This is a genomic window from Bdellovibrio sp. HCB337 (assembly GCF_047302465.1).
Lineage (GTDB): Bacteria > Bdellovibrionota > Bdellovibrionia > Bdellovibrionales > Bdellovibrionaceae > JACMRP01.
In genome coordinates this window covers 999167-1022775 of the sequence record NZ_CP178621.1, presented here as the reverse complement: position 1 = coordinate 1022775, position 23609 = coordinate 999167, and the positions used below count along the sequence as shown (strand labels likewise).

27 protein-coding genes are annotated in these 23609 nt (G+C 44.7%); 16 read left to right on the top strand and 11 right to left on the bottom strand.

Features of this window, described 5'->3' with window-relative positions; all coding sequences use genetic code 11:
* Positions 1 to 52 precede the first annotated feature (52 nt).
* Entirely contained in the window at positions 53 to 895 is an 843-nt protein-coding gene (locus ACLWBB_RS04975; protein WP_413290471.1) for a trypsin-like serine protease, read from the bottom strand.
* A gap of 180 nt (positions 896 to 1075) precedes the next feature.
* Here ACLWBB_RS04975 and ACLWBB_RS04970 point away from each other — a divergent pair, with 180 nt between their 5' ends.
* From ACLWBB_RS04970 to ACLWBB_RS04955, 4 genes are all read left to right on the top strand, one after another.
* Entirely contained in the window at positions 1076 to 2629 is a 1554-nt protein-coding gene (locus tag ACLWBB_RS04970) for a MerR family transcriptional regulator (RefSeq protein ID WP_413290470.1), read from the top strand.
* 304 nt (positions 2630 to 2933) lie between these two features.
* Positions 2934 to 3785, top strand: a complete 852-nt coding sequence (locus ACLWBB_RS04965; RefSeq protein WP_413290469.1) for a hypothetical protein — start codon at positions 2934 to 2936, stop codon at positions 3783 to 3785.
* An 82-nt stretch (positions 3786 to 3867) separates the two neighbouring features.
* Positions 3868 to 4032, top strand: a complete 165-nt coding sequence (locus ACLWBB_RS04960; protein ID WP_413290468.1) for a hypothetical protein — start codon at positions 3868 to 3870, stop codon at positions 4030 to 4032.
* The gene (locus ACLWBB_RS04955; protein ID WP_413290467.1) at positions 4029 to 4625 is read left to right on the top strand and encodes a GNAT family N-acetyltransferase; all 597 of its coding nucleotides are present in this window, start codon (positions 4029 to 4031) and stop codon (positions 4623 to 4625) included. The genes ACLWBB_RS04960 and ACLWBB_RS04955 overlap by 4 nt, the downstream gene beginning before the upstream one ends.
* 38 nt (positions 4626 to 4663) lie before the next feature.
* Here ACLWBB_RS04955 and ACLWBB_RS04950 read toward each other — a convergent pair whose 3' ends face one another.
* Positions 4664 to 5350, bottom strand: coding sequence for a response regulator (locus tag ACLWBB_RS04950; protein WP_413290466.1), 687 nt, complete (start codon positions 5348 to 5350; stop codon positions 4664 to 4666).
* Positions 5351 to 5535: 185 nt separating this feature from the next.
* Here ACLWBB_RS04950 and ACLWBB_RS04945 point away from each other — a divergent pair, with 185 nt between their 5' ends.
* A complete protein-coding gene (locus ACLWBB_RS04945; RefSeq protein ID WP_413290465.1) occupies positions 5536 to 7074 on the top strand; it encodes an ATP-binding protein in 1539 nt (512 codons plus the stop codon).
* A 3-nt stretch (positions 7075 to 7077) separates the two neighbouring features.
* Here ACLWBB_RS04945 and ACLWBB_RS04940 read toward each other — a convergent pair whose 3' ends face one another.
* From ACLWBB_RS04940 to ACLWBB_RS04920, 5 genes are all read right to left on the bottom strand, one after another.
* Positions 7078 to 7491, bottom strand: a complete 414-nt coding sequence (locus ACLWBB_RS04940; protein WP_413290464.1) for a hypothetical protein — start codon at positions 7489 to 7491, stop codon at positions 7078 to 7080.
* A gap of 129 nt (positions 7492 to 7620) precedes the next feature.
* Positions 7621 to 7884 carry a hypothetical protein gene (locus ACLWBB_RS04935; RefSeq protein ID WP_413290463.1) on the bottom strand — a complete coding sequence of 88 codons (264 nt, stop codon included), beginning with the start codon at positions 7882 to 7884 and terminating at the stop codon, positions 7621 to 7623.
* Between the two features lie 123 nt (positions 7885 to 8007).
* Positions 8008 to 8589: a GNAT family N-acetyltransferase gene (locus ACLWBB_RS04930; RefSeq protein ID WP_413290462.1), complete on the bottom strand. Its 582-nt coding sequence runs from the start codon at positions 8587 to 8589 to the stop codon at positions 8008 to 8010.
* Positions 8589 to 8933 (bottom strand): arsenate reductase (glutaredoxin), encoded by a 345-nt coding sequence (gene arsC, locus ACLWBB_RS04925; protein WP_413290461.1) that lies wholly within the window; start codon positions 8931 to 8933, stop codon positions 8589 to 8591. Before arsC ends, ACLWBB_RS04930 begins: the two co-directional genes overlap by 1 nt.
* An 11-nt stretch (positions 8934 to 8944) precedes the next feature.
* The gene (locus ACLWBB_RS04920) at positions 8945 to 10423 is read right to left on the bottom strand and encodes a sensor histidine kinase (RefSeq protein WP_413290460.1); all 1479 of its coding nucleotides are present in this window, start codon (positions 10421 to 10423) and stop codon (positions 8945 to 8947) included.
* A gap of 243 nt (positions 10424 to 10666) precedes the next feature.
* Between ACLWBB_RS04920 and ACLWBB_RS04915 the strand changes: the two genes are divergently transcribed.
* The 8 genes from ACLWBB_RS04915 (at position 10667) to ACLWBB_RS04880 (ending at position 17066) form a co-directional block, all read left to right on the top strand.
* Positions 10667 to 11473 (top strand): hypothetical protein, encoded by an 807-nt coding sequence (locus ACLWBB_RS04915; RefSeq protein ID WP_413290459.1) that lies wholly within the window; start codon positions 10667 to 10669, stop codon positions 11471 to 11473.
* A 90-nt stretch (positions 11474 to 11563) separates the two neighbouring features.
* Positions 11564 to 11992: a septal ring lytic transglycosylase RlpA family protein gene (locus ACLWBB_RS04910; RefSeq protein ID WP_413290458.1), complete on the top strand. Its 429-nt coding sequence runs from the start codon at positions 11564 to 11566 to the stop codon at positions 11990 to 11992.
* A gap of 73 nt (positions 11993 to 12065) precedes the next feature.
* The gene (locus ACLWBB_RS04905) at positions 12066 to 13424 is read left to right on the top strand and encodes a hypothetical protein (protein ID WP_413290457.1); all 1359 of its coding nucleotides are present in this window, start codon (positions 12066 to 12068) and stop codon (positions 13422 to 13424) included.
* A gap of 118 nt (positions 13425 to 13542) precedes the next feature.
* Positions 13543 to 13875: a hypothetical protein gene (locus ACLWBB_RS04900; RefSeq protein WP_413290456.1), complete on the top strand. Its 333-nt coding sequence runs from the start codon at positions 13543 to 13545 to the stop codon at positions 13873 to 13875.
* A 12-nt stretch (positions 13876 to 13887) separates the two neighbouring features.
* Positions 13888 to 14520 carry a hypothetical protein gene (locus ACLWBB_RS04895; protein WP_413290455.1) on the top strand — a complete coding sequence of 211 codons (633 nt, stop codon included), beginning with the start codon at positions 13888 to 13890 and terminating at the stop codon, positions 14518 to 14520.
* 340 nt (positions 14521 to 14860) lie between these two features.
* Positions 14861 to 15421: a pentapeptide repeat-containing protein gene (locus ACLWBB_RS04890; protein WP_413290454.1), complete on the top strand. Its 561-nt coding sequence runs from the start codon at positions 14861 to 14863 to the stop codon at positions 15419 to 15421.
* A 200-nt stretch (positions 15422 to 15621) separates the two neighbouring features.
* The gene (locus ACLWBB_RS04885; RefSeq protein ID WP_413290453.1) at positions 15622 to 16677 is read left to right on the top strand and encodes a hypothetical protein; all 1056 of its coding nucleotides are present in this window, start codon (positions 15622 to 15624) and stop codon (positions 16675 to 16677) included.
* A complete protein-coding gene (locus tag ACLWBB_RS04880; RefSeq protein ID WP_413290452.1) occupies positions 16677 to 17066 on the top strand; it encodes a hypothetical protein in 390 nt (129 codons plus the stop codon). Before ACLWBB_RS04885 ends, ACLWBB_RS04880 begins: the two co-directional genes overlap by 1 nt.
* Positions 17067 to 17069: 3 nt before the next feature.
* Here the strand turns inward: ACLWBB_RS04880 and ACLWBB_RS04875 are convergent, their stop codons facing one another.
* From ACLWBB_RS04875 to ACLWBB_RS04860, 4 genes are all read right to left on the bottom strand, one after another.
* Positions 17070 to 17573, bottom strand: a complete 504-nt coding sequence (locus ACLWBB_RS04875) for a hypothetical protein (protein WP_413290451.1) — start codon at positions 17571 to 17573, stop codon at positions 17070 to 17072.
* Between the two features lie 84 nt (positions 17574 to 17657).
* Positions 17658 to 18398, bottom strand: coding sequence for a substrate-binding periplasmic protein (locus tag ACLWBB_RS04870; RefSeq protein WP_413290450.1), 741 nt, complete (start codon positions 18396 to 18398; stop codon positions 17658 to 17660).
* A gap of 202 nt (positions 18399 to 18600) precedes the next feature.
* Positions 18601 to 19974 (bottom strand): beta-sandwich domain-containing protein, encoded by a 1374-nt coding sequence (locus ACLWBB_RS04865; RefSeq protein WP_413290449.1) that lies wholly within the window; start codon positions 19972 to 19974, stop codon positions 18601 to 18603.
* A gap of 141 nt (positions 19975 to 20115) precedes the next feature.
* The gene (locus tag ACLWBB_RS04860) at positions 20116 to 20400 is read right to left on the bottom strand and encodes a hypothetical protein (protein WP_413290448.1); all 285 of its coding nucleotides are present in this window, start codon (positions 20398 to 20400) and stop codon (positions 20116 to 20118) included.
* Positions 20401 to 20601: 201 nt separating this feature from the next.
* Here ACLWBB_RS04860 and ACLWBB_RS04855 point away from each other — a divergent pair, with 201 nt between their 5' ends.
* The 3 genes from ACLWBB_RS04855 (at position 20602) to ACLWBB_RS04845 (ending at position 23532) form a co-directional block, all read left to right on the top strand.
* Positions 20602 to 21672: a hypothetical protein gene (locus ACLWBB_RS04855; RefSeq protein ID WP_413290447.1), complete on the top strand. Its 1071-nt coding sequence runs from the start codon at positions 20602 to 20604 to the stop codon at positions 21670 to 21672.
* A gap of 107 nt (positions 21673 to 21779) precedes the next feature.
* Positions 21780 to 21917, top strand: coding sequence for a hypothetical protein (locus ACLWBB_RS04850; protein ID WP_413290446.1), 138 nt, complete (start codon positions 21780 to 21782; stop codon positions 21915 to 21917).
* Positions 21889 to 23532: a hypothetical protein gene (locus tag ACLWBB_RS04845; RefSeq protein WP_413290445.1), complete on the top strand. Its 1644-nt coding sequence runs from the start codon at positions 21889 to 21891 to the stop codon at positions 23530 to 23532. Before ACLWBB_RS04850 ends, ACLWBB_RS04845 begins: the two co-directional genes overlap by 29 nt.
* The last annotated feature ends 77 nt before the right edge of the window (positions 23533 to 23609 follow it).

Sequence of the window (23609 nt, the reverse complement as noted above, 5' to 3'; positions counted from 1 at the left end):
CGGCCAAAGCCGATGAATGCGCAAACTGCGATCACAACAAACGGCATGCCTTTTATCGGCAAAGACTTTCTTGGATTGGTCTCTCAGAAACCTGACGAGCAATATCACAGATCTTGCTATCTAAAAGCCCAAAGACATCCCAGTTAGAAAAGAATGTTTCTGCACGACCTTTTACAACTGCGGTTAGTTTTAACTGGCTACCGATTTGTACAAAGAGCGGTCCCCCACTATCGCCGGGAGCTACACGAGCTAGCGACTTAGATTCCAAATGCCCACTACCATTAACACTCACATTGCCAAGGGCTGCGATTCTGCGCGTGTCATTGGTGGTGATCTCTTCAAATGGATTGATTGTTAGTACTTGTGGAATGTACTGCCCGATTCTTGGCAATGCTCCCTTAAGCTCTGCTTGCGAAATCACTTCGGGGAATTGCATTTCTGGTTTTACATCAAGATCGCGTTTAAACACGACCACCGCGATATCATCACTTGGCCCAATACGCGTGCGCAGTTTTTGCGAAAGCAGGCGGTTTTTTAAAGATGAAACGAAATAGAAGTCCCCATCAACGGTATCCCTTTTTTTAGAGGCATAGCCAATACGAATGGTTTTGCCATCACGCTCGCGAAAAAGGTATTCGCCCAATTGAATTTCTAATGCCGGCTTACCTAAAACAAACGCCTGCGCCACACAATGGGCTGCGGTCACCATCACTCGCGCCGAGAGCAGTTGCCCGTTGCAAAAGCCATTAACCTCTTCTTTGGTGGACTCATCGTACTGAGTGATCGAATAAAACACCAATGAATCAAAATGAGAATCTACCGCAGGCTGCGCATTGCTTAATGCGAAGCTTTTAGGCACCAAAAACATCAATAGCGTGAACAATATGGATTTCATAGAAAAAGGCCCCCACCCCGGCCTGGAACCTCATTCAGGCGATGCTGTCTGGCAATACAATTCGACCAAGCGCTCCGCATTATCGTTCCCTACATTTCGAAATAATGCCCCTTGCAAATATCTGGTCTGGGTCTCTTGACCTTGACTCTACGTCAAGCCCCAGGCTTACCTGAGGAGGCAATGATGAAGGACTGGATCACCATAGGACAATTGGCTAAGAAAACGGGTCTTACCGCCCGTGCTATTCGCTTTTACGAGGCGAAGGGGCTTTTAAAGTCGCATTCTAGAGGCGACAACGATTACCGTTTTTACGCCAAGGCCCAAGTGGACCAAGCCCATCAAATTAAGAACTTCCGAGATTTGGGATTTGCTCTTAGTGAAATTGCAGAGCTGCTCGCTCAGGACCCAGCGTTGACTACAAAGAATCTGCAGAGCTCTTTGGTCAAAAAGTTGAAGGCCCTAAAGACCGAGCACACGCATGCAGAAGAGCGCATTCACAAACTCGAAGTGCTTATAGCCTCCTTAAACAACGCTCACAAATTGAGTGAGCCACAAAGGAGGATCATCATGGAAGAGCTTGTCGTACAAGCAAAACAACAATTGAAAGCCCGCGGAGTCCAAATCTGCAGCGACGTCGAAAATACTCTGCGCGTAGAGGTGCTGGCTGCGGAAAATCCCAAAATCAAAATGATGATGGGCTTACTAGACACCATCAAAAATCTGTCTGATGAGATGAAGATCCCGATCGGTCCTGGTCGCGGCACTGTCGCTGCCAGTCTGCTTTTGTATTCAAAGGGATTTAATCACAATTACTCGCAGAATTTTGATCTGTTGCCGGATTTATTTTTCCGCGCGAATAAACCTTTGATTTGGGTGGATGTGGATTATGATATCGCGCCTGAATTTTTGAATCGTCTTCTAAAAAGAACAACTTTAGAAGCGCTTCGCGAGGCAAATATCTTTATTTTCCAATGTCCATTCCTGACTGTTTTATCCAAAGTGGAAAAACAAGTGGGACCTATCGACTTTGATGCGATCCCCGATCACGATGAACGCGTATTAAAAAGTTTTGTTGCTGGCCAAGTTCAAAATATTTTTCTTTTCGATGCTCCTGAAAAATCCGTGATGCACGCAAACTCGCAACTGGATTTCTGGCAAAAAGAAAATGAGCTTAAAAAAGCCATCTGGAAACATCTTGAAACTTACAAAGTGAAAGACGTCGAAGATATTTTGAATATCAATACCCTGAGTTTCCCGGTGGGAAATAAAACATCCATGCTTGAGCAATACATTCAGCATGACAAGTGGGTGCCTGAAGCGAAAAATCTTCCGACGGAAGTTCGTAAGGTCCTCACTAAAACCAAGGGGCTTTTGATTTATCGCGAGGACTTTATTCGTATCTTGCAGGTCTATTTGGATTGGACAGTGACTGAAGGCAATCAGTACTACCAATTTAAATTAGGTCGTACGAAAGAGTTTCCTCGTATTGATGAATACGAAAAGCACGTTCCATTAGAAGTTCGCGAGCTTTTAGATCGGGAAATCAGCTCTGTGTTTTTAAAGAGCCATATGGTCTGCATGTGGTGGTTTGTAAAACGAAGTGCCGTGATGAATTCTCTTTATCCAACAGAGTACCTTGCAGCACTCAAGGACTGGCAGGATAATCACCACTCAGCGTGGTCAGATCTTGGGTTTATCGATAAAGACTTTAGGCCTTTAGCTTTGTATTTTTAAATAATAAAAGGCACTGGAAACAGTGCCTTTTTATTTGAACACTCCAATAATTCTGGGAACAACAAAGAGCACAAACAACAGAAGCCCTAGTTGCCAAATCTTAGGTCGTCGCGCTTGAACTTCGGGGGAAAGCTTTCGCCCTTTGATCTTAAGCCAGATGCGTTCTAAAAATAGCCCTATAATGATTCCAATGATAGCAGCTCTTACTACTGGCACAAGGTGTCCCCCTTGCATCAATCCTATTGCCCTCGTGGCCATAAAACAATAACATATTTATGCTATTGTTACGAAAAGGATTCATCATATGCTTTCATTTCATCTTGGTTGGGCTATCAAGGCCCATGTTACGCGTGTTGATACTCACGTCTATTGGACGGCGGATCGCCTTTTGCGCTGGGACGACTTAGCTCCGGGGCCTTTAAAAAAACAAAAACAGACCCTGCCTTTTTTTAAACACGATTACTCTTGTGATGTTCTTACTTTTAATGAGCTCCGCAGAGAACTTGTTCTTGAAGTAAGTACGACAGATCCTGAAGATTTAGTGTATTTGAATGAGTATCAAGAAAAGCATGCAGATAGCCCGAAGTCGATTGATCCCTATGTCTACGTTCATAAGGTTGAAAACAACGAAGTCAAATTCGATGTGAATTTTTGGGGTTACAAGTATGAACTGAAAGACCTCACACTAACGAACGAAGAGTTTCAGCTTTTTACAAAGCGTTTAAACCCTTCTGTCGTCCTTGCAGAATACTGGGATTCTCTTGGTCCCCTTTTTGAAAAATTTCATATCGCATTAAAAAATGTGAATATGTCCGCGTCGCTTAAAACCCGACTCGAAAAAGAGCTAACTTCAGTCAGAATGACTAGCAACTATGAATCAGCTTGCCGCTCTTTCTCAGCTCTTCTTGAAACCTATATTCGAGAACTCAAAAGCACAAATAATTGGAAAGGCAGTGACGGCGATCTAGGAAGCCTTATTGGTGTGCTTAAGGCCAATGGCAATCCACCTCAATCGCTGATGTCGCTTCTGCAGATTGTCGGTAAGCCTACGCGCGATCACTTCAACCATGGGAATACCCTACCTGATGAAGCAGCAAAGGTGGTTGCGATGTCTTGTCTATCAATCTTCCTAATGATGTTTGAGACCTATGGATAAAATAAAAAAGGCACCCTAGGCCTTGCCTAACAATCATTTTTAAGCCATAAAAGCCCCATACAAACTACAACGAGGGGCTATTATGGCTGATAAGAAGTCAAAAATATTTTGTACTGTCTGTCCTAAATGGGAAATCAAAATCCCTGAGCGTTGTTCAAATACTCTCATCTTCAAACGCAAAAAACATTTCTTCTGTACTAAGCGCTGCAAAGAGCGTTTTGAAAAAGCTCCGGAGAACTTCTTGTGAGCCTTCGAATTGAAAAACTGACTGAGAAGAACTTTGCTGACTACGAAAAACTCACAAGTTGTGAAAGTGGCGGCGGTTGCTACTGCGCTTTCTGGCATCAAAAGATCGCTTCTATGCAAGAGTGGGATCAACGCAAAAAAGAAAACCCGCAATTAAATCGCCAAACCATTTTGGATAAAGTCCTCACTGGATTTCATGTGGGCGTTTTGGCTTATCGTGGTGATGAATTGATTGCTTGGATCTCTGTAGGTCCCATTATTGATACTTACTGGTTCTGGCGACGCGCTATTCAGCTAGGTGAACCGGCAAAGAATATTGCCGGAATCACCTGCATTACGATCGCTAAAGAACACAGAAGCAAAGGCATTCAGGCCGAGCTTTTAACCAGTCTTAGTGAATACGGAAAAACTCAGGGTTGGACTCGTATTGAAGGCTATCCATTTGAGGAGTCTACATATAAGCAGCACGGCCGCGATATAAGCTGGCCTGGAAACGCAAAAGGCTTTGAGAACGCTGGTTTTCAACATAACGGAGCTCACTGGCTAAGCCAACCTGGTTGGGACCGCGCGGTTTTTGGGAAAGACTTGAGCTAAAAATAAAAAAGCCCGGTAGACCACCGGGCTTTTGTTCTTTAGGCCGCTCGACCGCGACGCTTATTTAGTTGCTGTACTTCGCGATCTAATTGAATCTTATCCTCTGCAAGCTGGGTGAGTTTGTCTTCAAGCTCTTGCAGACTCTCTTCCAAGCTATGCGCCTGATCCTCGGGGCCCTTATCGGCTGATACGACTCCTTGCTGGTGCATCGATTTTAAATCAAGTTCGTTCATGCACAGCATACGGAACCAAAGGAACATCTCCTTTAGCTTCTTCATCACGTCAGACATTTCTTCTTGGATTTTTTTAGAGCGTGCTTCTAATAAAAGCTCCTTGGTCAAAAGCACCAAGTCACTTTTCACAACCGGCTTTTCAAGAATATTCCCAATACCTGCATTACAAGCGGCAATGGATTTATCCTTATCGAGATAGCCCGAAAGCAGAATCGATGCAATCGGTGCATCCGGTCTGTGGATCGTCTGGATCATCTTTACGCCGTTCATGTTCGGCATATTATAGTCAGTAATAATCACATCCGGCTTAAACCCTTTATCAGTATTCATGCGCTCGATGAATTCCTCAGGACTCGAAAAAACCTGAACCTCGCCAAGCGGGGTTAGGAGCATTTCATACAGATCTAAAAGATCGTGCTCGTCATCGATCACAGCAATGAGGTGTTTTACCTTTTGAGATTTATTTGAGGAAACAGTAGTTGCCTTATTCATTTGAAGTATGCTCCTTAAAGACGTTCTGATTGAGCTTCTTTTAATAGGCTACCAAAAATATGGCCAAAGTGTTCCATCTGTTTTGGTTTCGTCTCGCTTGTAGACATGTTCGAATTTAGTGTTCAATTATCCCCTGCTCCCGTAGATCATCTTCAAGACGTTCCACGAACTTCCGATAAAGAGGTATGAGTTCTCCTCCTCGTGCTGCCATCGATATAAGCGAATTTCAGAAGTTGTTTTCAGTCGTGGCAACACCCTTGTTATTGGTAGATCTTGCTTCAGAAAAAATCCTGTTTTTAAATCACTCTGCCGAAGAACTGACCGGCCACTGCCTTGATGAAGGCAGCGAGGGTTTTCCATTTCCTCAGCTATTTTCGGGTCAGTACTTAAAAGTGATTGCGGCCATTGTCGAATTAGCAAGAGCTCAGGGGCCCTCTTTTTCGGGTCGTGAAAATGACATTGAACTTCGCCGTAAATCTGGCCGTCTGTGCCCGATCAATTTGTCAGCGGCACAAATGCGCCATCACGAACGGGATTTTTTAGTTATTACTCTGGAAGATCTCTCTCAAGCTAAGAAAAATGAAAAAGAACGCCGCGAGCTTTTACAAAAAGCCACCCATAATGCAAAGCTTGTCGATATCGGTCGCTTAGCTGCGGGCATGGCGCATGAGCTGAACAATCCCCTTGCGATTTTAGATGGGTACTCTGAAAGCCTTGAGTCCCTGATTATGGCCGAAGACTATAACCCGACACTGATGCGTAAGAATATTCTGCCTATCAGAAAATCCGCTCAGCGCATGTCACAAATCGTGACCAAGATGATGGGTAAGATCCGCAACAAAGATACCAATCACGAGGTGAAGTCTTTGCAACAAGTGGTGCAAGAGGCTTTGATCATTTTGGAAGAGATGACGTTGGCTCAGTCTATTAAGCTGACTGTTGAAGTCGGCGACCAGTGGGTGAACTGTGATGCTACTCAGATAGAACAAATTATTACGAATATCGTGATGAACGCCTTCAATGCACTCGAAAATCGCAAAGAAGGCCGCGAGATTCGCATTACGTCTTCAGAAAAAAATGGCATGAACGTGCTTGAGCTTTGGAATAACGGAGATCCGATTCCAGATCACGTGCAGGCTAAAATCTTTACGCCGTTTTTTACAACCAAGCAGCCTGGCGAAGGCACGGGGCTTGGTCTATTCATGAGCTTTAATATTATGAAGGCCCACTCGGGCGAGCTTAATTTTAAAAGCAATACGAGCTTTGGGACTTCGTTCTATTTAAGCTTCCCTAAAGTGGATGTGCAGCTTGCGCAAAAACCACCGGTTGTGGCGTCACGCGCTCTTGTCGTGGATGAAGAGCTCTTCTTCAGAAAGCTTGTGCATAAGAAATTGAGCCACTTGGATTTAAACTGTGCCGAAGCTGGTGATGCTGACGACGCTTTAAAACAAATTGAGTCGCTTGGAGCTGCGCTGAAGCTAGTTTTAATTAATGCTTCTTTAAGTGGAACTAAAGATTGCGAATTGCTTTTAAAGATTCGTGAAAAGCACCCAGAACTTCGTTGTGTCTTAGTGCTGGAAGAGGCTCCTACTATCGAGCGTCAGCAAGAGCTTAAGAACTTACAGATTTACGAGGTTCTATCTAAACCTCTTCGTACTGTCGACCTAGCCCAGCTACTGGGTAGCGAAGAAGTGCCCACGGACAGTGCCGTGGGCGAGAACTAGATATTAATCCTTACAAGGCCAAGCACTAATGTTAGTTTCTTCACAAAGAACGATCTCAGTGATTTTCTTTGGAGAACTCTCGGGAGTGTCGTCTTGGATAATTTCAGATCCATCTTTTTTAGAGACCGTGATCTTTTGAGTGTACTGCTCTTTTTTAACTTTTCTGTCGATACCACAGATAGTGTCTGTACTTGATGTCTTAGATTCAACGATACGACGGTTTTTAGCTTTAATAATGATGTCTTCCATCTTTAGAACAATCGTTTGTGGGCCGCCTAAAGTGACTGTATTGATAGTAACTTCTGACTTGTTCATCAAAACAGTGCCTTGAGCGTTTGAGCACGATAAGAAGTTAAGAGCCTCAGCGTGTGCAAGACCTGCCACCATCATTGTTGCAGCTAAAAGTACGTACTTCATGTAAATCTCCCTGTTTAAGTTTTGCTCAACGAGCGTATTTTTTATACTTGGCGCTAGCGGGCTTAAATATATGAAGTTCCCGCAAGCGCTTTGGGAGCAATTGCACTGATTATGCCACAGGGGTAGCGTTTATTCGAAACAGGTGTATTTGGCAGTCACAACGATAGCTTGGCAGTTGCCGTGGCCTACATGGGTCTCGACTTTTAGGGTATTAAGAGCTCGGACCTCGCAAGCAAGCTTAGCTTTGGCTTCTGCGTTTTTGATCGCTCTGATGTACAACAGACTACTAACGCCATAACAGGAAACTTGTGGCTCAGACTCAATCTGAATTTCAGCAGCTGCTGCATTGAAACTTACGAACACCATCATTACGGAAATTAATGCTTTTTTCATAACTACTTCCCTCCTTCAGAAAGTCAGCTATGAATAACGCGGCGCTAATTATAAATATAATTGATTGATATAGGATTTATCATAGGACAATTCCTATAATGTAATTTTGATCAGGATAAAGGCCTATCCCCGACGCTGGCTTTCCCACTCAGAGCGCAAAATTCCATACCCAAGGCTGTCGTAATATTTGCCTTCCACAATCCGCGCCATACGAAAACAAGCTTCTTGCTGAAATCCTAGCTTCAACGCGAGCTTTTGTGCTCCAGCATTGCCGGACCATGTACGAATATCTAACCTAACAAGCTCAGGGCGATTTTTGAAAAGGAAGTCGATCCACAAGGTCATGGATTCAAAACCGACACCGCGGCTCCAATCCCTTGGGTTATAGATAGTTAATCCGATACAAAGCCAATTGGTTTCTTTCGACTCCCAATAGGAAACGATCGTCCCTAAAAACTCATTAGTCTTTGCATCAGCAATTACAAGCCGCTCTCTGATTTCAGGAAAATCGCCTTTAGCAATTTTTTCGCTTAAAGTAGCCGCGATGGATTCAGATTTGTCTTCATTAGATTGGTAGTAAGGGCCATCTAGCTTCTGCCACTCGTGACCAGGCCGCATCCACTCTTTATAAAGCTGAACATCTGCTGGTATCCAATCTCTGAGATGGACTATCTTGCCTTGAACGAGCACTGAAGATGCTTTCATTAAAACAACTTCTCGATATTTTCGACCGGACGACCAATGACGGCCGTTTGATCTTTAACAATGATAGGCCTTTCAAGAAGGCGTGGGTGCTTTGCCAGGTTCTCGATGACAGTCTCTAACGAGTTCACATCAAAGTTCAGCTGCTGAAACAACTCTTCTTTGGTGCGAACAACCGCAGAGCTTGGGACTCCGAGGGTCTTAATAAGGCCACGAAGTTCGTCGGCTGTTGGTGGCTGCTTCAAGTACTCGATGACCTTGGGCTGAATGCCGCGGGCTTGTAGCAAGCCCAGGGCTTCACGACTCTTACTGCATTGTGGATTGTGGTAGATTTTCCAGTTCGACATAAGATTCGGGCCTAAAGATTAGGCCCATCCTGGAAATCTAAATGAGAAGTCGCAGAACTTCTAACTGCCGGAGCTAGTTTTCTAACTGGCGCTCCTACAGGACGTCTGCGTGGGAGCGAGAACGTAAATGTACTGCCTCTGCCCGATTGGCTTTGTACTTGTACCGTACCGCCATGAGCTTCGACTGTTGTTTTCACGATCGCAAGACCGATGCCTGCGCCTTGATCCGCGGTTTTTCTTGCTTGCCAGAAGTTATCAAAGATTCCTTCTAACTGAGAATCTGGAATGCCAGTGCCATTATCTAGAACCGAGATATTTACAAACTTCTGATCACTGCGCACTTTCACAACGACCTTGCCGCCTTTAGGGCTTGCCTTGATCGCGTTACCAATCAGGTTTGAAAGCACACGAAGAACACGCTCACGATCATAGAAAGCCAGAACCGGTGGATTCACCGTATCGACTTGAATACGAACATCACGTTGTTTCGCCATTGGCTGCATCAGTAAACGTGCAGACTCTAGAACCTCGTCGATACCCAATTGATCCAAGCGAAGGATGAGTCCTTCCATCTCGGAACTTTTTTGATCACGGATATCTTTAATAAGACCTTCAATGACTTGTACGTTGCCCTTCACAAGCTCGGCACTTTCTTTGACGACTTCAGATTGTCCTGTGGTCTCTAGACGCTCGGCTGTGGATTTGATCGCAGTCAAAGATTCGTTCAAATCATGAGAGACTGCAAAGATCGCTTCGTCACGAGATTGAACGGCTTTGATAGCCTCATTATAAAGTCTATTACGTTCTGCTAAGTGGGCTGGACGTTCTCTTAATAGACGAATCACCAAGAAGCTAAGCCCCAAGAAGATCAAGGCGATTGAGCTTGTCAACCAAGCCATGCCTTTCGGAATATCAGATTCGATACTGACCACGGAACCGCGGGCCTGAGCATTGACTCGGTCGATCTCGGCCTTATGCAGGCTTGAGATCTCGTCAAAAGCGTCATTAAGTTGCGCGCGCAGTGGACCTGCCTTTGATTGGAAAAACTGACCAACAATCTTGGATTCCGTTTTCTTTTCGCGGAAGTCCATTGCTTGGTCGAAAAACTCTTTGTTCTTTAATTCAATAGATTCAATACGTTTAATAATCGCTGGGATCTGCGGCAGGCTGTATTCCTTTTCAAAGCTTGCCAGAGACTTCATAAGTTCATCTTTTTCTTTTTCTTGTAGGTCGAAAATAGATTTAGCCCCCAACAAGAAAAAGGCTTTGCTGTTCGCAATTTGGGAGTCGGCAATATTGCGCAGACGCTCCACTTCCACAAGCGCGCTAGAATCCATCATCGTAATGGAATTGTTAGCTACGACTGTTTGACGTAATTTCATCGCGTAAATCCAGGCACTACCAACAACCGCGACAAAAATAATTGAGAAGGCCACGAGAGCCTTGCGTTCCATGCTCCAATTGATTTTTTTTAAATTGATATTAGCCATATATTTTCAATAGCAATTGCGCATAGCGTGAGCAATTGAAATATCCTGAGATGGAAATGAGGGCAGTTTCAGCCGAATTTTTTTTGAAATTGTAGTATTAACTCTAGTTTTGCCGAAATTCGGCATCTGGTTATTTAGAAAAACCGATAGTACCCACGAACCCCTGTGGAACGTGGTTTTTGGCCCTGCACTTGCACCATGAAAGTCCGTCATGAAAATTAATTTTTTAGCTGGAGTATAAGTATGAAAAACCTCGTGATGTATTCAGTAGTAGCAAGTCTTTTAGGGCAAAATGTGGCTTATGCAAATAGAATCGACAGCGTTGTGGACTCTGGTGTGGCCAGTGTTGCACAAGAAATCGCAATTACAGACCAAGCCTTGGCTGTCGCAGAAGAACAACTGATTCATGTTGAGAACTCGATCATCGAGCTTCAACAACATGGCAAAATCGCTCGCTACACAACGATCGGATTAGCAGCGACAGGAGCAATCATCGGAATCGTCGGTGCCATCGCACTTAGAGGAGCATCTCCGGAAAAGGGCACTGGAGTTTTCATCGCAGCTTCAATTCCTGCGGCTTTGAGTGGTGTGTCCCACGTCATCTATGGCTTGCAAAGAAAAGAGATCGATAAAGAGAAGGTCCTTGCTGACCTTACAAATGCACAAACGCAATTAGCCGTTGCAGAACAAGTCAACGATCCAGCACTCAAGAGCAGCATCACAAAGCTTCAACAAAGCCTTCAAGCTCTTGGTAAATCCGTTACTGAAAGCAAAAATTCAGGTCTCAATGAGTTCACTAGTGAAACAGCAACTGTGATGCTTGCAATCACTGGTATGGGATTGATTGTTGGTTCGACTTCTAGTTCGATGGGTTCAAACCTCGGTCTCTCGGTCGGATATGGCCTTACACTCGCCATGGCGGATCTTATGGCGATCCCGGCTGTGATTTCCGCTTTGAGTGATAACAACAAAGCGCAAGTTCTTGAAGAGGTACAAAAAACTCGTCAAGCTGTGAGCGCCGCTCGCAAAAGTCTGCAAGGTAAAAAATAGTTTCTAAAAACTGACAAACTTCCAGACATGGTGTTGTTCGATTTCAGGAACTTCTTAAATTCGGCCTCTTTACTCCGATAAGTATAGGGTATGAGAGGCCTGTTTTTATTCTCTTTAGCATTGGCATTGACCTTAGGCACCGGTTCCGTGGCTGAGGCCAAGAAGTCCCCTGCGCGCACGACACAATCCAAAAAATCTACGAAGAAAAATCAAAAAGGCATGGCCTCGTGGTATGGCCCCCGCCATCATGGCAAACGCACCGCAAATGGCGAACGTTTTAATATGAATGCACTAACGGCGGCACATAAGACTTTACCTATGAATACGATGGTCAAAGTAAAAAGCCTAAGCACAGGTAAAACCGTGACCGTCAGAATCAACGACCGTGGTCCCTATGCCCGTGGTCGGATTATCGATGTGTCAAAGGCCGCGGCCAAAAAGCTCGGCTTCATAAATAAGGGAACGGATCGAGTCGAGATCACTGTGATTTCCAAACAGAGAAAACTTGCATCGAAGTAAAATGCTTTCGCTAATTCTCAGATCGAGACATGCTTCTCTTAACTTCACTTAGGGATCTTCCGAAAAAGTATCAATGACAACGTCACGTCGCCTGCCATCGTCGCTTTTGATTTTGGCGTGCATCTTTATTATTTTTCAAAACTGCGCCCGCCCTGGAGCATTTGCCCCTGCGGGTGATGCCGAGGTTCAGCCACCTGTTGATGTCCAGGGTCCTGCCTCTCCTGATATCGATGCTTCTTACGAAAAAGCCGTGTCGATTGCACAGCTAGCTCAGGCGTGGTTGACGGATGGTTGTAATACGACTTCCTATCATCAAGATCCCACGGACAAAACTCTGTTCTGGGGTCGCCGCCTGAAATACTCGGGTCTTAGCGGTGAAATTTCCACCAACGAGTGCACTTGGAAAACTTGGGGTGTTGCTCTTTATCGCGCGGATTTCACAAAACGCAAACTGACATTCTTACGTTTTGCCTTAAAGCCGTCCGTAGCTATTGGTGGCGGTAGAACTCTGACAACGGCTTATGACCCTACCGTGGCAATCATTGCAGGTGTTAAATACGCAGCCTTTGAATGTCATGGCACTGGTTTTCCTGGAAGTGTCGGTGCCTGCGTAGGTCCCGTCGATTCTAATAACAACATCATTGCTAGCAAAACTCGCGTGTATGTGGATGGTATTGCAAGTCGTGATAGTTCGGCTTATGCAAGCGCATCAGTTCCGAAAATATTTACGGCTTTAGATGGCAAGGCGTATTTGAGTTGGACTCAGGTGGTGATTAATAAAACCGATGGTAAATGGCGCAAACTTAGTTCGCGAACAATCCCTTTTAATGTGAGTATGGGGATGATTGCCTCAGACGCGTTGGGGCCTTTTGATATTTATAACCCGCTGACAGTTCCTGGTACTGCCGACCTATTTGATATTAAGCAGATCGTCGCTGGACGCTATTTATTTGTAGGTGTTCGTGGAGAAAACGGCTGCCTTTCCCCGGTGAATACTCAAACCGGCTGCTATCGTCTGGAAATCGGCTCTGTGAATAACCTGACTCATAAGGCATTTGATTCTTATACGCAGGCTGTGTACCTGCTGCCTGATAACCCTAGCGAGTATGGTCGATGGGCTTATGACCCCCTTCAAAAAACTTGGGGCGTCTTTGGGTACTTCTTAAGAAAGTCAGGAACCACCACGGGGCAGACCTTGAACCCCGGTCTCTATTTTATACCTGTGGCAAACTCTGGAAATGATTTACCGGTTAAGAATACGTTTATCTGCAATCCTGCGACCCAACCAGCGCCTCATTGGGGCGTAAAAAACGGCAAATGTCTGCGTTCTTGCGGAGGTTTAGGCGGGACTCGTGGCTTTACAACAGCTTGTAGCCTCAACGGCATGATCGATGCCGGTCCGGCGTACGACGTTCCTTATTGCTGTAAGTAGCTTGCTGACTAAGCCCTAGATATTGATGTCTTTTTTTCACGCTTTTACTCTGCCCCACCAAAACTCTCGGGGATCATGGTACAAAATCACTCTCTATCTACTAAAAAGAGGACCGATTATGAAATCCATGTTGATTGCGTTTGTAGCAACTATGAGTCTTAGCACCACCGTATTCGCTGGTGGCGACTTGTTATCTGATGAGTCTTATATCAAAGAAAATACCAGCTGCTTTCAACTGGTCACTGAATTTGCGCGTAATGTGATTCCAGGCGCAAAAAATGCAGAGGTCGTTGTACCACTGAGCCACGTATCGATCACTCCAGGTACTTACAATCAGTCTTTTATCTCTGTGATCAATGTGAATGATGACTACTACACAGTGACATCTAGTGGTGAATACAGCTGCGATGGCTTGTCACTTGTAGGCATTCAAAAAATTGAAAATAACTAATTGAGCACTACCATGAAACGTTCACTTGGTTTCTTCGTCGTTATTCTATTCATGACGAAGAGTCTTTTGGCTCAAACTACTGTACAAACGACGATTGAGGATGAAACAATTCATCGCAAATCTCGTTTCAACTTTATGGTAGATTTGAACCCGTTGTTTAAATTCAACGGAAGCTATGGAATTAGTCTTGGTTACGATGTTTCTCCGAAACTGAATACCGAGATTACTTATGACCATACAAATATGGCCCACAATGAATATCGCGGATTGATCGAGATTGGCTCTGAAACCACGGCCAATGCGTTAGGTCTTCGCTTTAACCTCTTTCCTTTTGCAACGACCAACACCAGCGGCTTTTACACTAGCATTGCTGTGAACCGCGTTGACTTAAAAACAAGAATCGGTGCAGCGTCTTATGCTTACAACATAAACACTAGTAAAAACTTAAATGATCAACACATCGGCCGACAAATCTATATGGGCTATCAATTCCAGCCCAAGCACAAAGGCGAAGGCCTTAAGCTAGCATCACGCATCGGAGCTGGTTACGGCAATGGCGACGAATACGGCGTTCGCGCAGGCTGGGAAGAATACGAGATCAAGAATTCTTTCCTTTTTGATACAATGTTCGTGGTTACGTACTAATTCTGAAATTACATAAATAACGAAGAAAGGCTCAGAACACTGAGCCTTTTTTTGTATTGAGCATCCGCATCAAAAAACTACCTCGTGAATACTATTTTAATCGCTCTTTAAACGTCCGCCACGAGCCTACAGAGCTTGCCATTTTTTCAATAGATGTCGTCGAATTGCATGGGCCTTTTACAAACTCAAACAGAGGGTTTTAAGCTCTTTAAAAAGGACGTCTCCGCACTATCTGTTCACACGACCGGCGAAGCGCCCCCTGCTCGTGGGCACTGAAAAATCTCGTTTCCAATTTGAAAATTCTCGGTGTTAATCTGCATGCACAGCCTAAGGAGCTTTCATGAATTACATCGTGATCACTGAAAAAGAACTGCCTGCACTTCTTGCCGAAGAACGCAGCGAACTGAGTGGCTTTGATTTTACGGAAATCAATTTGACCGATGCGAATTTGAAAAGTGCTGTCTTTATTGATTGTAAGTTCACCACTTGCAACCTTGCGAATATTTCACTTCAGAATGTTGTCTTACGTAACGTGCTCTTTGAAAACTGCAATATGATGGGTATCAATTGGATCGAAGTTCGCGCAAACGGAGATTTCAATTTCTCTGGCTGTAAGATGGACTACTGCTGTTTTCAATCCGTCGACTTGCGCGGAATGAAGTTTGAGAATTGTTCTATCCGCGAAGCCGATTTCTCAGGTGCTAACCTTACTAAAGCCAGCTTTAGGTCTTCGATGCTTTCAGGGACCTCTTTTAACAAAGCCAATCTTGAAAAGGCGGACTTCCGCGGGGCCAGAAACTACTTTATCGACCCCAAATTCGTGAAAATGAAAGAGGCCAAGTTCTCATTCCCCGAAGCCATTGCTTTGATTGAAGCCCTCGGCGTTGAAGTCGAATATTGACCCTCAAATTTGACCGCGCGGCCGGATTATTACGGAGCACGTAATAAATTTCAAAGCCCCCAGAAAAAATACAAGAGATGATAGCCGGGCCTACCCTCTAAACCAATTGGGTTTATCTCGCCCTCTTCCGGCCCTATTCCTCAATGGCACAAGCATTGCTGAAGTTCTTTTCCTCTACCCTATCGCTTAAAGGAACTTCAATGAACACAAACTTCCGTTTGCGCTTTTTGCAAAAGACCTGCGCCCCCCTTGCGCTTTTCTTAATCAGCCATTCAGCGATGGCCACTGACTGGAACCAGTTAATTGCAGTAGCTCCGACCCTCACCACTGAGAGAGTCTCTTTAGATACAAACGGTCTTGTAAGTGCAGACGTTGCAAAACTCCCAAACGGAAAATACCGCCTGATCGAGTTTCAGTCTTTTTCCGCAAGACTCAAGCCGGTCCTCGCGATCGCCGTTCCTAAAGGTTTGAAATTGGAAGAGCTATGCACGATCGACACCTTCTTCGATAAACGTAACGCTTTTAATGCAAAACTAACATTTACTGTGAACCCCGCTCTTGCAAATGAAGGTTCTCTACTTGCGAACTCAGGCATCAGTTTCGAGAACGTATTTACATTAGTTCCTCAAATCTATATCTCTAAATATGGTTTCCACTTTAGCGCTACGGTCCCAGGAGTCCCCCATGGCCAACAAAAAATGGGTGAATACTTTAGCGAGTTCCTGCAATCACATGCTCTAAAAACCAAAGATGGCACCGTGACTATCGATTTGTCAGAAATGAACGGCTTTGCCTGCGATCTAATGAACGGATCCGTAAGCTTTGTAGTTTCAGGCAAACTTACCTACGAAGCCGGCTTGCCTAAGGTCTCTGACTGGCTAGGAGCCGAATTATACGAATACATATTTCTGAGCTATTGGAAGTCACAACCAAGTTTCGTTAAGACCGTGACTGCAACAGACACTCATACTGAAGACGAAGCCTTCAACTTGGGCATAAGCTCGGGACTTCCTAGAGAGGTTTCTGGATATATTTTGAATACCCCAGAAAAGCTTCAAAAACTTATGAAGTCTTTGAAAAAGGATCTTGAATCGGTGACTCCAGAACAAAAGGCACAGCTTAAGTTTGACGATTTACAAAATAATTGGAGCATGACTTTACTTTACTCTGCTCCTAAAGACCTTCAGCAAAGCCAAAGCTTGAAGATTAGCGTGGACCCAGTTGTTGTCGTACCAATGAAGAAGGAGAAACAATAATGAAACTCTTTAGCACACTGCTTATTGCATCCTTATTCGTGATTTCTTGTACAAATTCTTCTAGTACTCCAACTCCGTCACCGGCATCTGGCAACTCTGATGATACTATTCGAAAGATTCCCCCTACTCCAGAAGAGCTTTCTGAGACTTTCAAAAGCTTCTATGCAGAGTGGACTGCGTCTTGCAATACCATTACTTGGAAAGAGGAAGATCCAGAGACATTTCTTCTAGCCAAAGATTTCTTGTTAGGAACAATTTTGAAGAACACTCCTTATGTGGAGGGTGCTGAGAATATTCTTCTGATCCGAGCTGACTTTAAATCTCGTACAGGCGAACAGTCCGCCCAAGATTTCTTGCCGCTTGCCCAAAAGCTGCTTAAAAAGAACTAAGCGCTATTCTCGCAAATAGTCAGGCGCTTTCTGACAGAAGCCGCTTGGGATTTTTATAAGTCTAAAGCGATCGTCGCCACCGACGGTCGGCTTTAGCAAAAAGCCATCTTCTTCTTCGCTGCCGCAGCCACCTTGAATGGCAAATCCATTATTTTTAAAGTGCATTCTGCCATCTTGCTGCAAACTCACGCTGGCAGAGCCGCCATCACACTCGACGTAACAATCATCATTCTTGTCACAAAATAATAGAGACCGATAGTTTTTGTAGAAATGCTTCTTTCCCTTTAACGTGATTTCAACCGTCATGAGGTTCTGATTATATTCCGCATCTTTAGAGAACTTCGCTAAAATCTTCTGCACCGTCTGCTTCGGACGAGACTTCAAATATTCCGCGCTGTACTCGCGACCATAACAAATCGGTTGTTCGGGCGTGACTTTATCAAAGACAGAAACGGCAAAAACAGAAGGCGACACTAAGAGCAAAAATCCAATGAGTGTTTTTTCCATAGAAAGCTCCTTCAACTATTCTACCTCATCGGCCCCCATGGCACATCAGTGGCAGTTGACATAGTTGTTTTGCGAGGAGCTTACTTACTTCAGATAACGACGGAAGATGGCCTCATATCGGCCAGTTTTTTTAAGGTGCTTCAAACCAACTTCGTAGTCCTGTGCAATTTGTTTGGAGCGAAAGATAGTCTGATAGTCTTTAGGGTTCGGTTTCACGAAATCGTGTTCAACTATTTTTTGATCAGCCACTTTTTCGTTTTTCACATATTGTTGTTTAAAGTAACGAAAGATGTGGCGATCACTTAATACCACATCGTAGCGTCCTCGCAAAAGAGCTAAGACCTGCAAAGGTTGCTCGTTGGACTCGAAGTAATGCCCTTCCTTACTGACTGCTCCCAACCATTCTGGGTAGCGTTCGAGAGCTCCTGGAAAAGCCAAAACCGAAAGGTTTTTTAAATCTTCAGGTTTATGAATTTGGATATTGCGACTTTTTAACGAAATAAAAACGTTGTCATACAAAACCGCAGGCTCTGCGTAAATGCCGCCGTACTGGCGCAAATCCATGTCCGAGTCCATCATCGCGCCATCAAGCTTGTTGGTGATAAAGACTCTCGGAACACGTTTGATCGGATAAAATTCGGCATTCATCGTGTGGCCTTTAAAAGCTAGGGCCTCGCGAATGATGTCGACGTGAATTCCTGTTTGAGTTTCTGGAAAACAAAATGGTTGAAGCTTATCTCCAAATGCGACCGTCACAACATCCCCGTAAGACGGCAAAGCAAGAAGAAGAATCAAGAGAAGATTGAACGTCGCAAAGTTTTTCATGGAATATAGTCAGTACATCAGGCGCACTCATAGCCCGCAAGAGGCATCCCTTCTGCATAGACCTTGGTCCTCGCAGAATCCGTTCCATGGCTAAAAAACTGAAGAAAAACTCAAGGTTCGCAAAACAAAATATTGTTGTGCGCCGTCAGATTCAACACACTCCAGAGGTCCTTCATGATCCTCCGGAGAATGTTCTTATTTTTTAGCGACCGTTCGCTGCGATGTCTTTCGAGCTTACGTAGTGATCGTATAGAACCGTGCCGTAAGAGAAACTATTTTTGCGGTTTTCAAAGTAGCTAACCCACTCGTATCTTTCGTTAGGACTCATGTAAGGCACACGTTGACGAAGATCAGTCTGTGATAAGACGCTCGCTTTCTTCGTAAGGTTGGTGAAAGAGTCATAACCTTGAGTGCCGTAAGAGTATTGGTCTTTTCTTTGATTGAAGCTCTCCATGTCGGCGTTGATGTCATGGAAGCTTTTACGATAGTTGTATACTTCTTGCTCGTAGAAGCTTGGCGCGATCTTGAAAAGTTTTGCAGCGGCTGAAGAGTAAGCGTCATACTTCACGGTGCCGTATGAAGCGCTGTTCATTTTTTGCAAATAACCAATGCCTGCTTGAAGCAAGGATTCTGTATCACGGAATTGGCAGTTAATAGATACGTCCAATGCATCTACCAAAGCTGCGATGACTGCTTTACCAGTTGTGCTAAAAGCGTCGTAAGCGACTGTGCCATAAGAGTAATGATTGACCTTATTCAGAAGACTCTCTGCAGAAGCCTCTAACTGATGGACCGGCGTGTAACGAGCATCGTTCGAACGAGCGATAGAAACTACATAATCTGCAGTTCTGCGAAGTTCACTGACAGCCATATTGTATTCCGTAGTTCCATAGCTGGATTGGTTGATACGTTGAGCCCAAATATCCATATCGCTTTCAAGTCTTGAGAGTTGATAGCTTACATCCACACCATAGTTGCAACCTTGATTGCCTGGATACTCAGGACGGTTTGGACGATCTGGTCTTTGCGGGCGATCCGGACGCTGTGGACGATCCGGACGTTGAGGCCTATCAGGACGTTGCGGGCGCTCTGGAGTTTCTTCTCGAACCTTACCCAAAACTAACTGCGGACGCTCTTGCGTAGAAACTGCGAGAACTCGCAAATCGGCATAACCACCGTAAGACTCTGCACGGATATCAATTGCAACAATGCCATCGTTGGTATTGAGGTTTTCAGATGCAATGGTGACACCGGCATCAGTCACGGCCGTGTTCGCGAATTCGCGGATCGCGATGCGCTCGCTTCTATCCGTGATCACGCTGCCTTCGTGAATTTTGATTTTCATTGAAAGCGCCATCAACTCTACACGTGACAAAGTCACTGCGCGACGAAGGCTGATGCGGTACCATTCCCCACCCGTTTTACGAGTGATGCGTTGAACTTCGATCGTGCCCTCTTGAATTTGCTGAGATGGACCTGGAACAGGTGGTGGCAGTGGGGTTTCCGCATGAGCGATAGTTACTGTTTGCAGGGACATAGTTGCTGCCAAAAATCCTAATACCAGTTCTTTTCTCATAAAGCGTTCTCCTCAAGGCGGGGGTGGTTTGATCCCAACTAGGTGATCGCTTTACCATATAACAAGATCCGTACCAGTACTTTTGGTGTCAAATTGTCCCGATATTTGTCCTTTTCCCAGCTGTTCCCTAAGCTTATGAGCTTAGCGACAGATACAAACGACATCTGGAGTGCGTTGACCGTAGTTGTCACAGCGCCCATAGTAGCCGTGGCTTGAGTCTTTCTCGCAAGAATCATAGACTCTGCGACCCCAACACTTGTGATCACTGCGTTTGCCACAACGAGCTCCGCGCCAATGTGCCACTCCCAACTCTTGAGTCTGCTGTTGGGTCATCTCTGTGGATGACACTTGAATCTCTTCTGAAGCAGAAACACTTTGTAGGCCGATAAAAAATGGGCATAACAAAACGAAAACAAATTTCTTCATTGAAAACCGCCTTTCAAATCGTAAATGTTGAGTCCCCAAGTTTTGCGTAGCCCTTTTAAGAAAAGCCATAAGTTTCTGTCGAGGCCGTTAAAAGACAAGGCTGGCTATAAACCGTCTCATTCAGGTTCAAAGGCTAGGTCCCTTTTCATCCTACAAGCTTCATATTGAGCGCGTTTTACAATGCTTGGTATGATAATAAACATGCAATCAAAGTGGTTACGATCACCCTCTTGGGATAGCCTTTGGATTTTGAGTGGCCTGTGGCTTTTTCCACTGGGCGCCATTCTGTATTACAGTCCCTGGTCGAATTCGTTTCTGACATATTTGCTGATTGCCGGCCCCCTTGTTGGTGGCTTTCACTCTTTCATGCCACTGTTAGCCGTCTTCTCATCCGAATCTTTTGTCGAAAAAATAAAACCACAACGTAAGCAAATCGTCATGATGAGTGTTCTGATTGTGGTGGTCTCGATGCTTCTGGGAGTTTTAGGATCTGCTTTTGCCCGTCCTGAATTTTGGTTGTTGGCTGGATACGTCTATTTGCTGTGGAACACGTGGCATTTTTCTGCACAAAATTTCGGAGTACTTAGCCTCTATCGCTCAGCCCAGGGACAAAGCGATGTCCAAGATCGCAAAATTGACAAAAATTTCTGCCTTATCATGGGCTGCGTGATTCAACCGATCATTTGGTTTTGCATCGAAGCTCGGTGGGGTCCTTTTATTCGCTGGATTCCATCATGGATTCCGACCGCAGTTTTAACGAAGGCAACTTTGACTCTTGCAGCACTTCTGACTGCAGCCTACGTTGTTTGGGAGTTTAGAAAAAAGAACCCATCTTATCAAAAAATCGCTTATGCACTCAGCCTCGGCATTCAACCCTTTGCGGGTGTCTTTGCCTACTACCCGTTTCACTTTTTGGTGTACTCGATTCCTCACTGGGTGGTTGAAATCGGAATTACTGGAAGTATACAAACGAACGATGCGAAAAAATCGAAACAACCCGTGTTTTTTGCAAAGATGCTGGGCCTGATTTTGGTGTGTTTAGCTTTGGTGTATTTCTTGGAACCCCCAGGCGACCGTGACGCCAATATCTTTGAATGGTGGGAGTGGCTCGCTTTCAATGAGATGTCCACTGAGAGCGTTTTAGTACAGTGGACCCTACCTACGTTGATTTCGTTTTTAGCTGTGTCCAGATCGTTTTTGCATTTCTATTTGAGTCGCCAAATCTACAAGAGCACTCGCTGGACCCTCGGGAAGATCAACGCAAATCCATAGACCTTTGGGCATGGATCAATGTGAGACAAGGTCTTAAGCCATTGCCATTTAAGGTCGAAAAGCTATAGAATAAATGTAAGCGTCTAATTTCTGCAGGAGGAACTGCCATGCTTAAGAAATCCATTTTAGGCCTTCTTTTTTTAGCAACATTTTTCGTAACAGTTCAATATCTCCAAGACGATAGCTCCGTCGCGGGTTTGCGTTGGGGTGCCGGTCTTGAAGTTGCTCACGCGCGCGGAAAATAGTTTTTTGCGATTTCTGTTCTTAGCGGCTATCACAGTCGTTGCTGGGGGGCTCGCTGCATATTTATATATGCATCCCCCCTTCAGCAAAAGACTCGAGGCCACCTGCCAGGGAAAGAGCGAAAGTTTCTCTTTCAACATTCATCCAAAGTTCTATTTAAATAAAAAACTTCTGCCTTCTCCAACTGTGTCTGATGCGGATCTGTCGATCTATGCAGATCGCCATTTACGCTACATTCACACTTCGATCCCCGCCTTTAATAAGCAAGACACCCCGAAGTTCGCTGCGATTCCCTACGACGGCTATAAAATCTCTCGTATTCAGCAGAAAGACGCCAAGTACCCTTTCAATCTTGAGATCTACAGCAATGGCATTCATCCGTCTCTGCTTAAAAAAATCAAGGACACTCAAGACCTCGATTCACAATACATCACCAAAGCATTAGCCGCAGGCTCTACGTCAAACTTGGACGATGCAATTGAAGTGACCTACGACGCTGAAGTAAAAGTATTGACCTGCCAGGATCAAACACATCAGTTCAAAGAACAGGTTCTGATGCCTGCGGATCCCTTTTTGGCTTTCTGGTTTGTCCCTGAACCCCAACGTGTCGTGAAATACAACGAAGCACGTAAAATCAACGAAAGAATCACTCCCTGCGCAACTGACGATCTGCTATACGATCACGATCCTTACTACTACTGGTACTATTGGTCTTTAGACGATCGTAGATGTGCGGACTCTATCAATAAAGACGCATTTTTGAGTTACAAGATATCTGATAAACAGACTATTTCCCTAGAAACCACCAAACCTTTCGAGATGAAGTTTTTAGAAACAATCGGTGCTCGACCACTTAAAGTAACTGTGAGCTTTACGATGATCGATGATGACTCGGTTTTTCATCCCGAGCCCGTTAACATTGTTTTGAAAGAGAAGATCGATAGCATTTTAACGCTGCAAGATTTCGAGCAGGCCCGCAAAGCCATCAATGATCTGAGCATCTATGATATCGCAATTAGATCTGGATTGGCCTTCGCGTGGTCCATGAAAAATCTGTCAGACGAATTTAAGATCGAACAACTCGCCTTAGAAGAAATTCTTTTACAATGGAAACTGACAGGAAAATTCAAAGAGAGCCAAAAAAACTATGAGATTCTGGTCACCATTGGTTCTGCAATGAAAGAGCAGTCTTCTTACGAAAAATTCTATGCAGCTCTCAACGAAGGCCTTGCTACTAGTGACATCGTTTATTTTGGCGGCCACTCTGGTGTTGGCAAAAACCTCTCTGAAAATCGAATTCACGAAGCGGTCTATAGCATTTATGGCTCACTCTTACCGCAAGCTATTCCCCGCCATCAAGTGGTGATGTTGATGACGTGCTATTCTTTGCGTTATTTTCCTCTGAGCAGCTTTCCAATGCCGAAAAAAGAATTTACCCGTGACGTCCTTTATACGGCATCAGTTCCATCTGGTTATGATGCTCGAATGGCAACGGGACTCTTAGAGCAAGCTGATAAGCACCTCGCGAAAAAAAGAACTCTTCCTTTCGAAAAATGGCCCGCGCACTACAATGCGGACGTGTATTTGGTTCATCAGAAAATGCAAAATGCTGAATAAGGCACGTTTGCGAGCGATAAGAGTGTTTTTTACCATTCTTCACTTGGCTTGATCATTCTCTTTTAGTATTACCAACT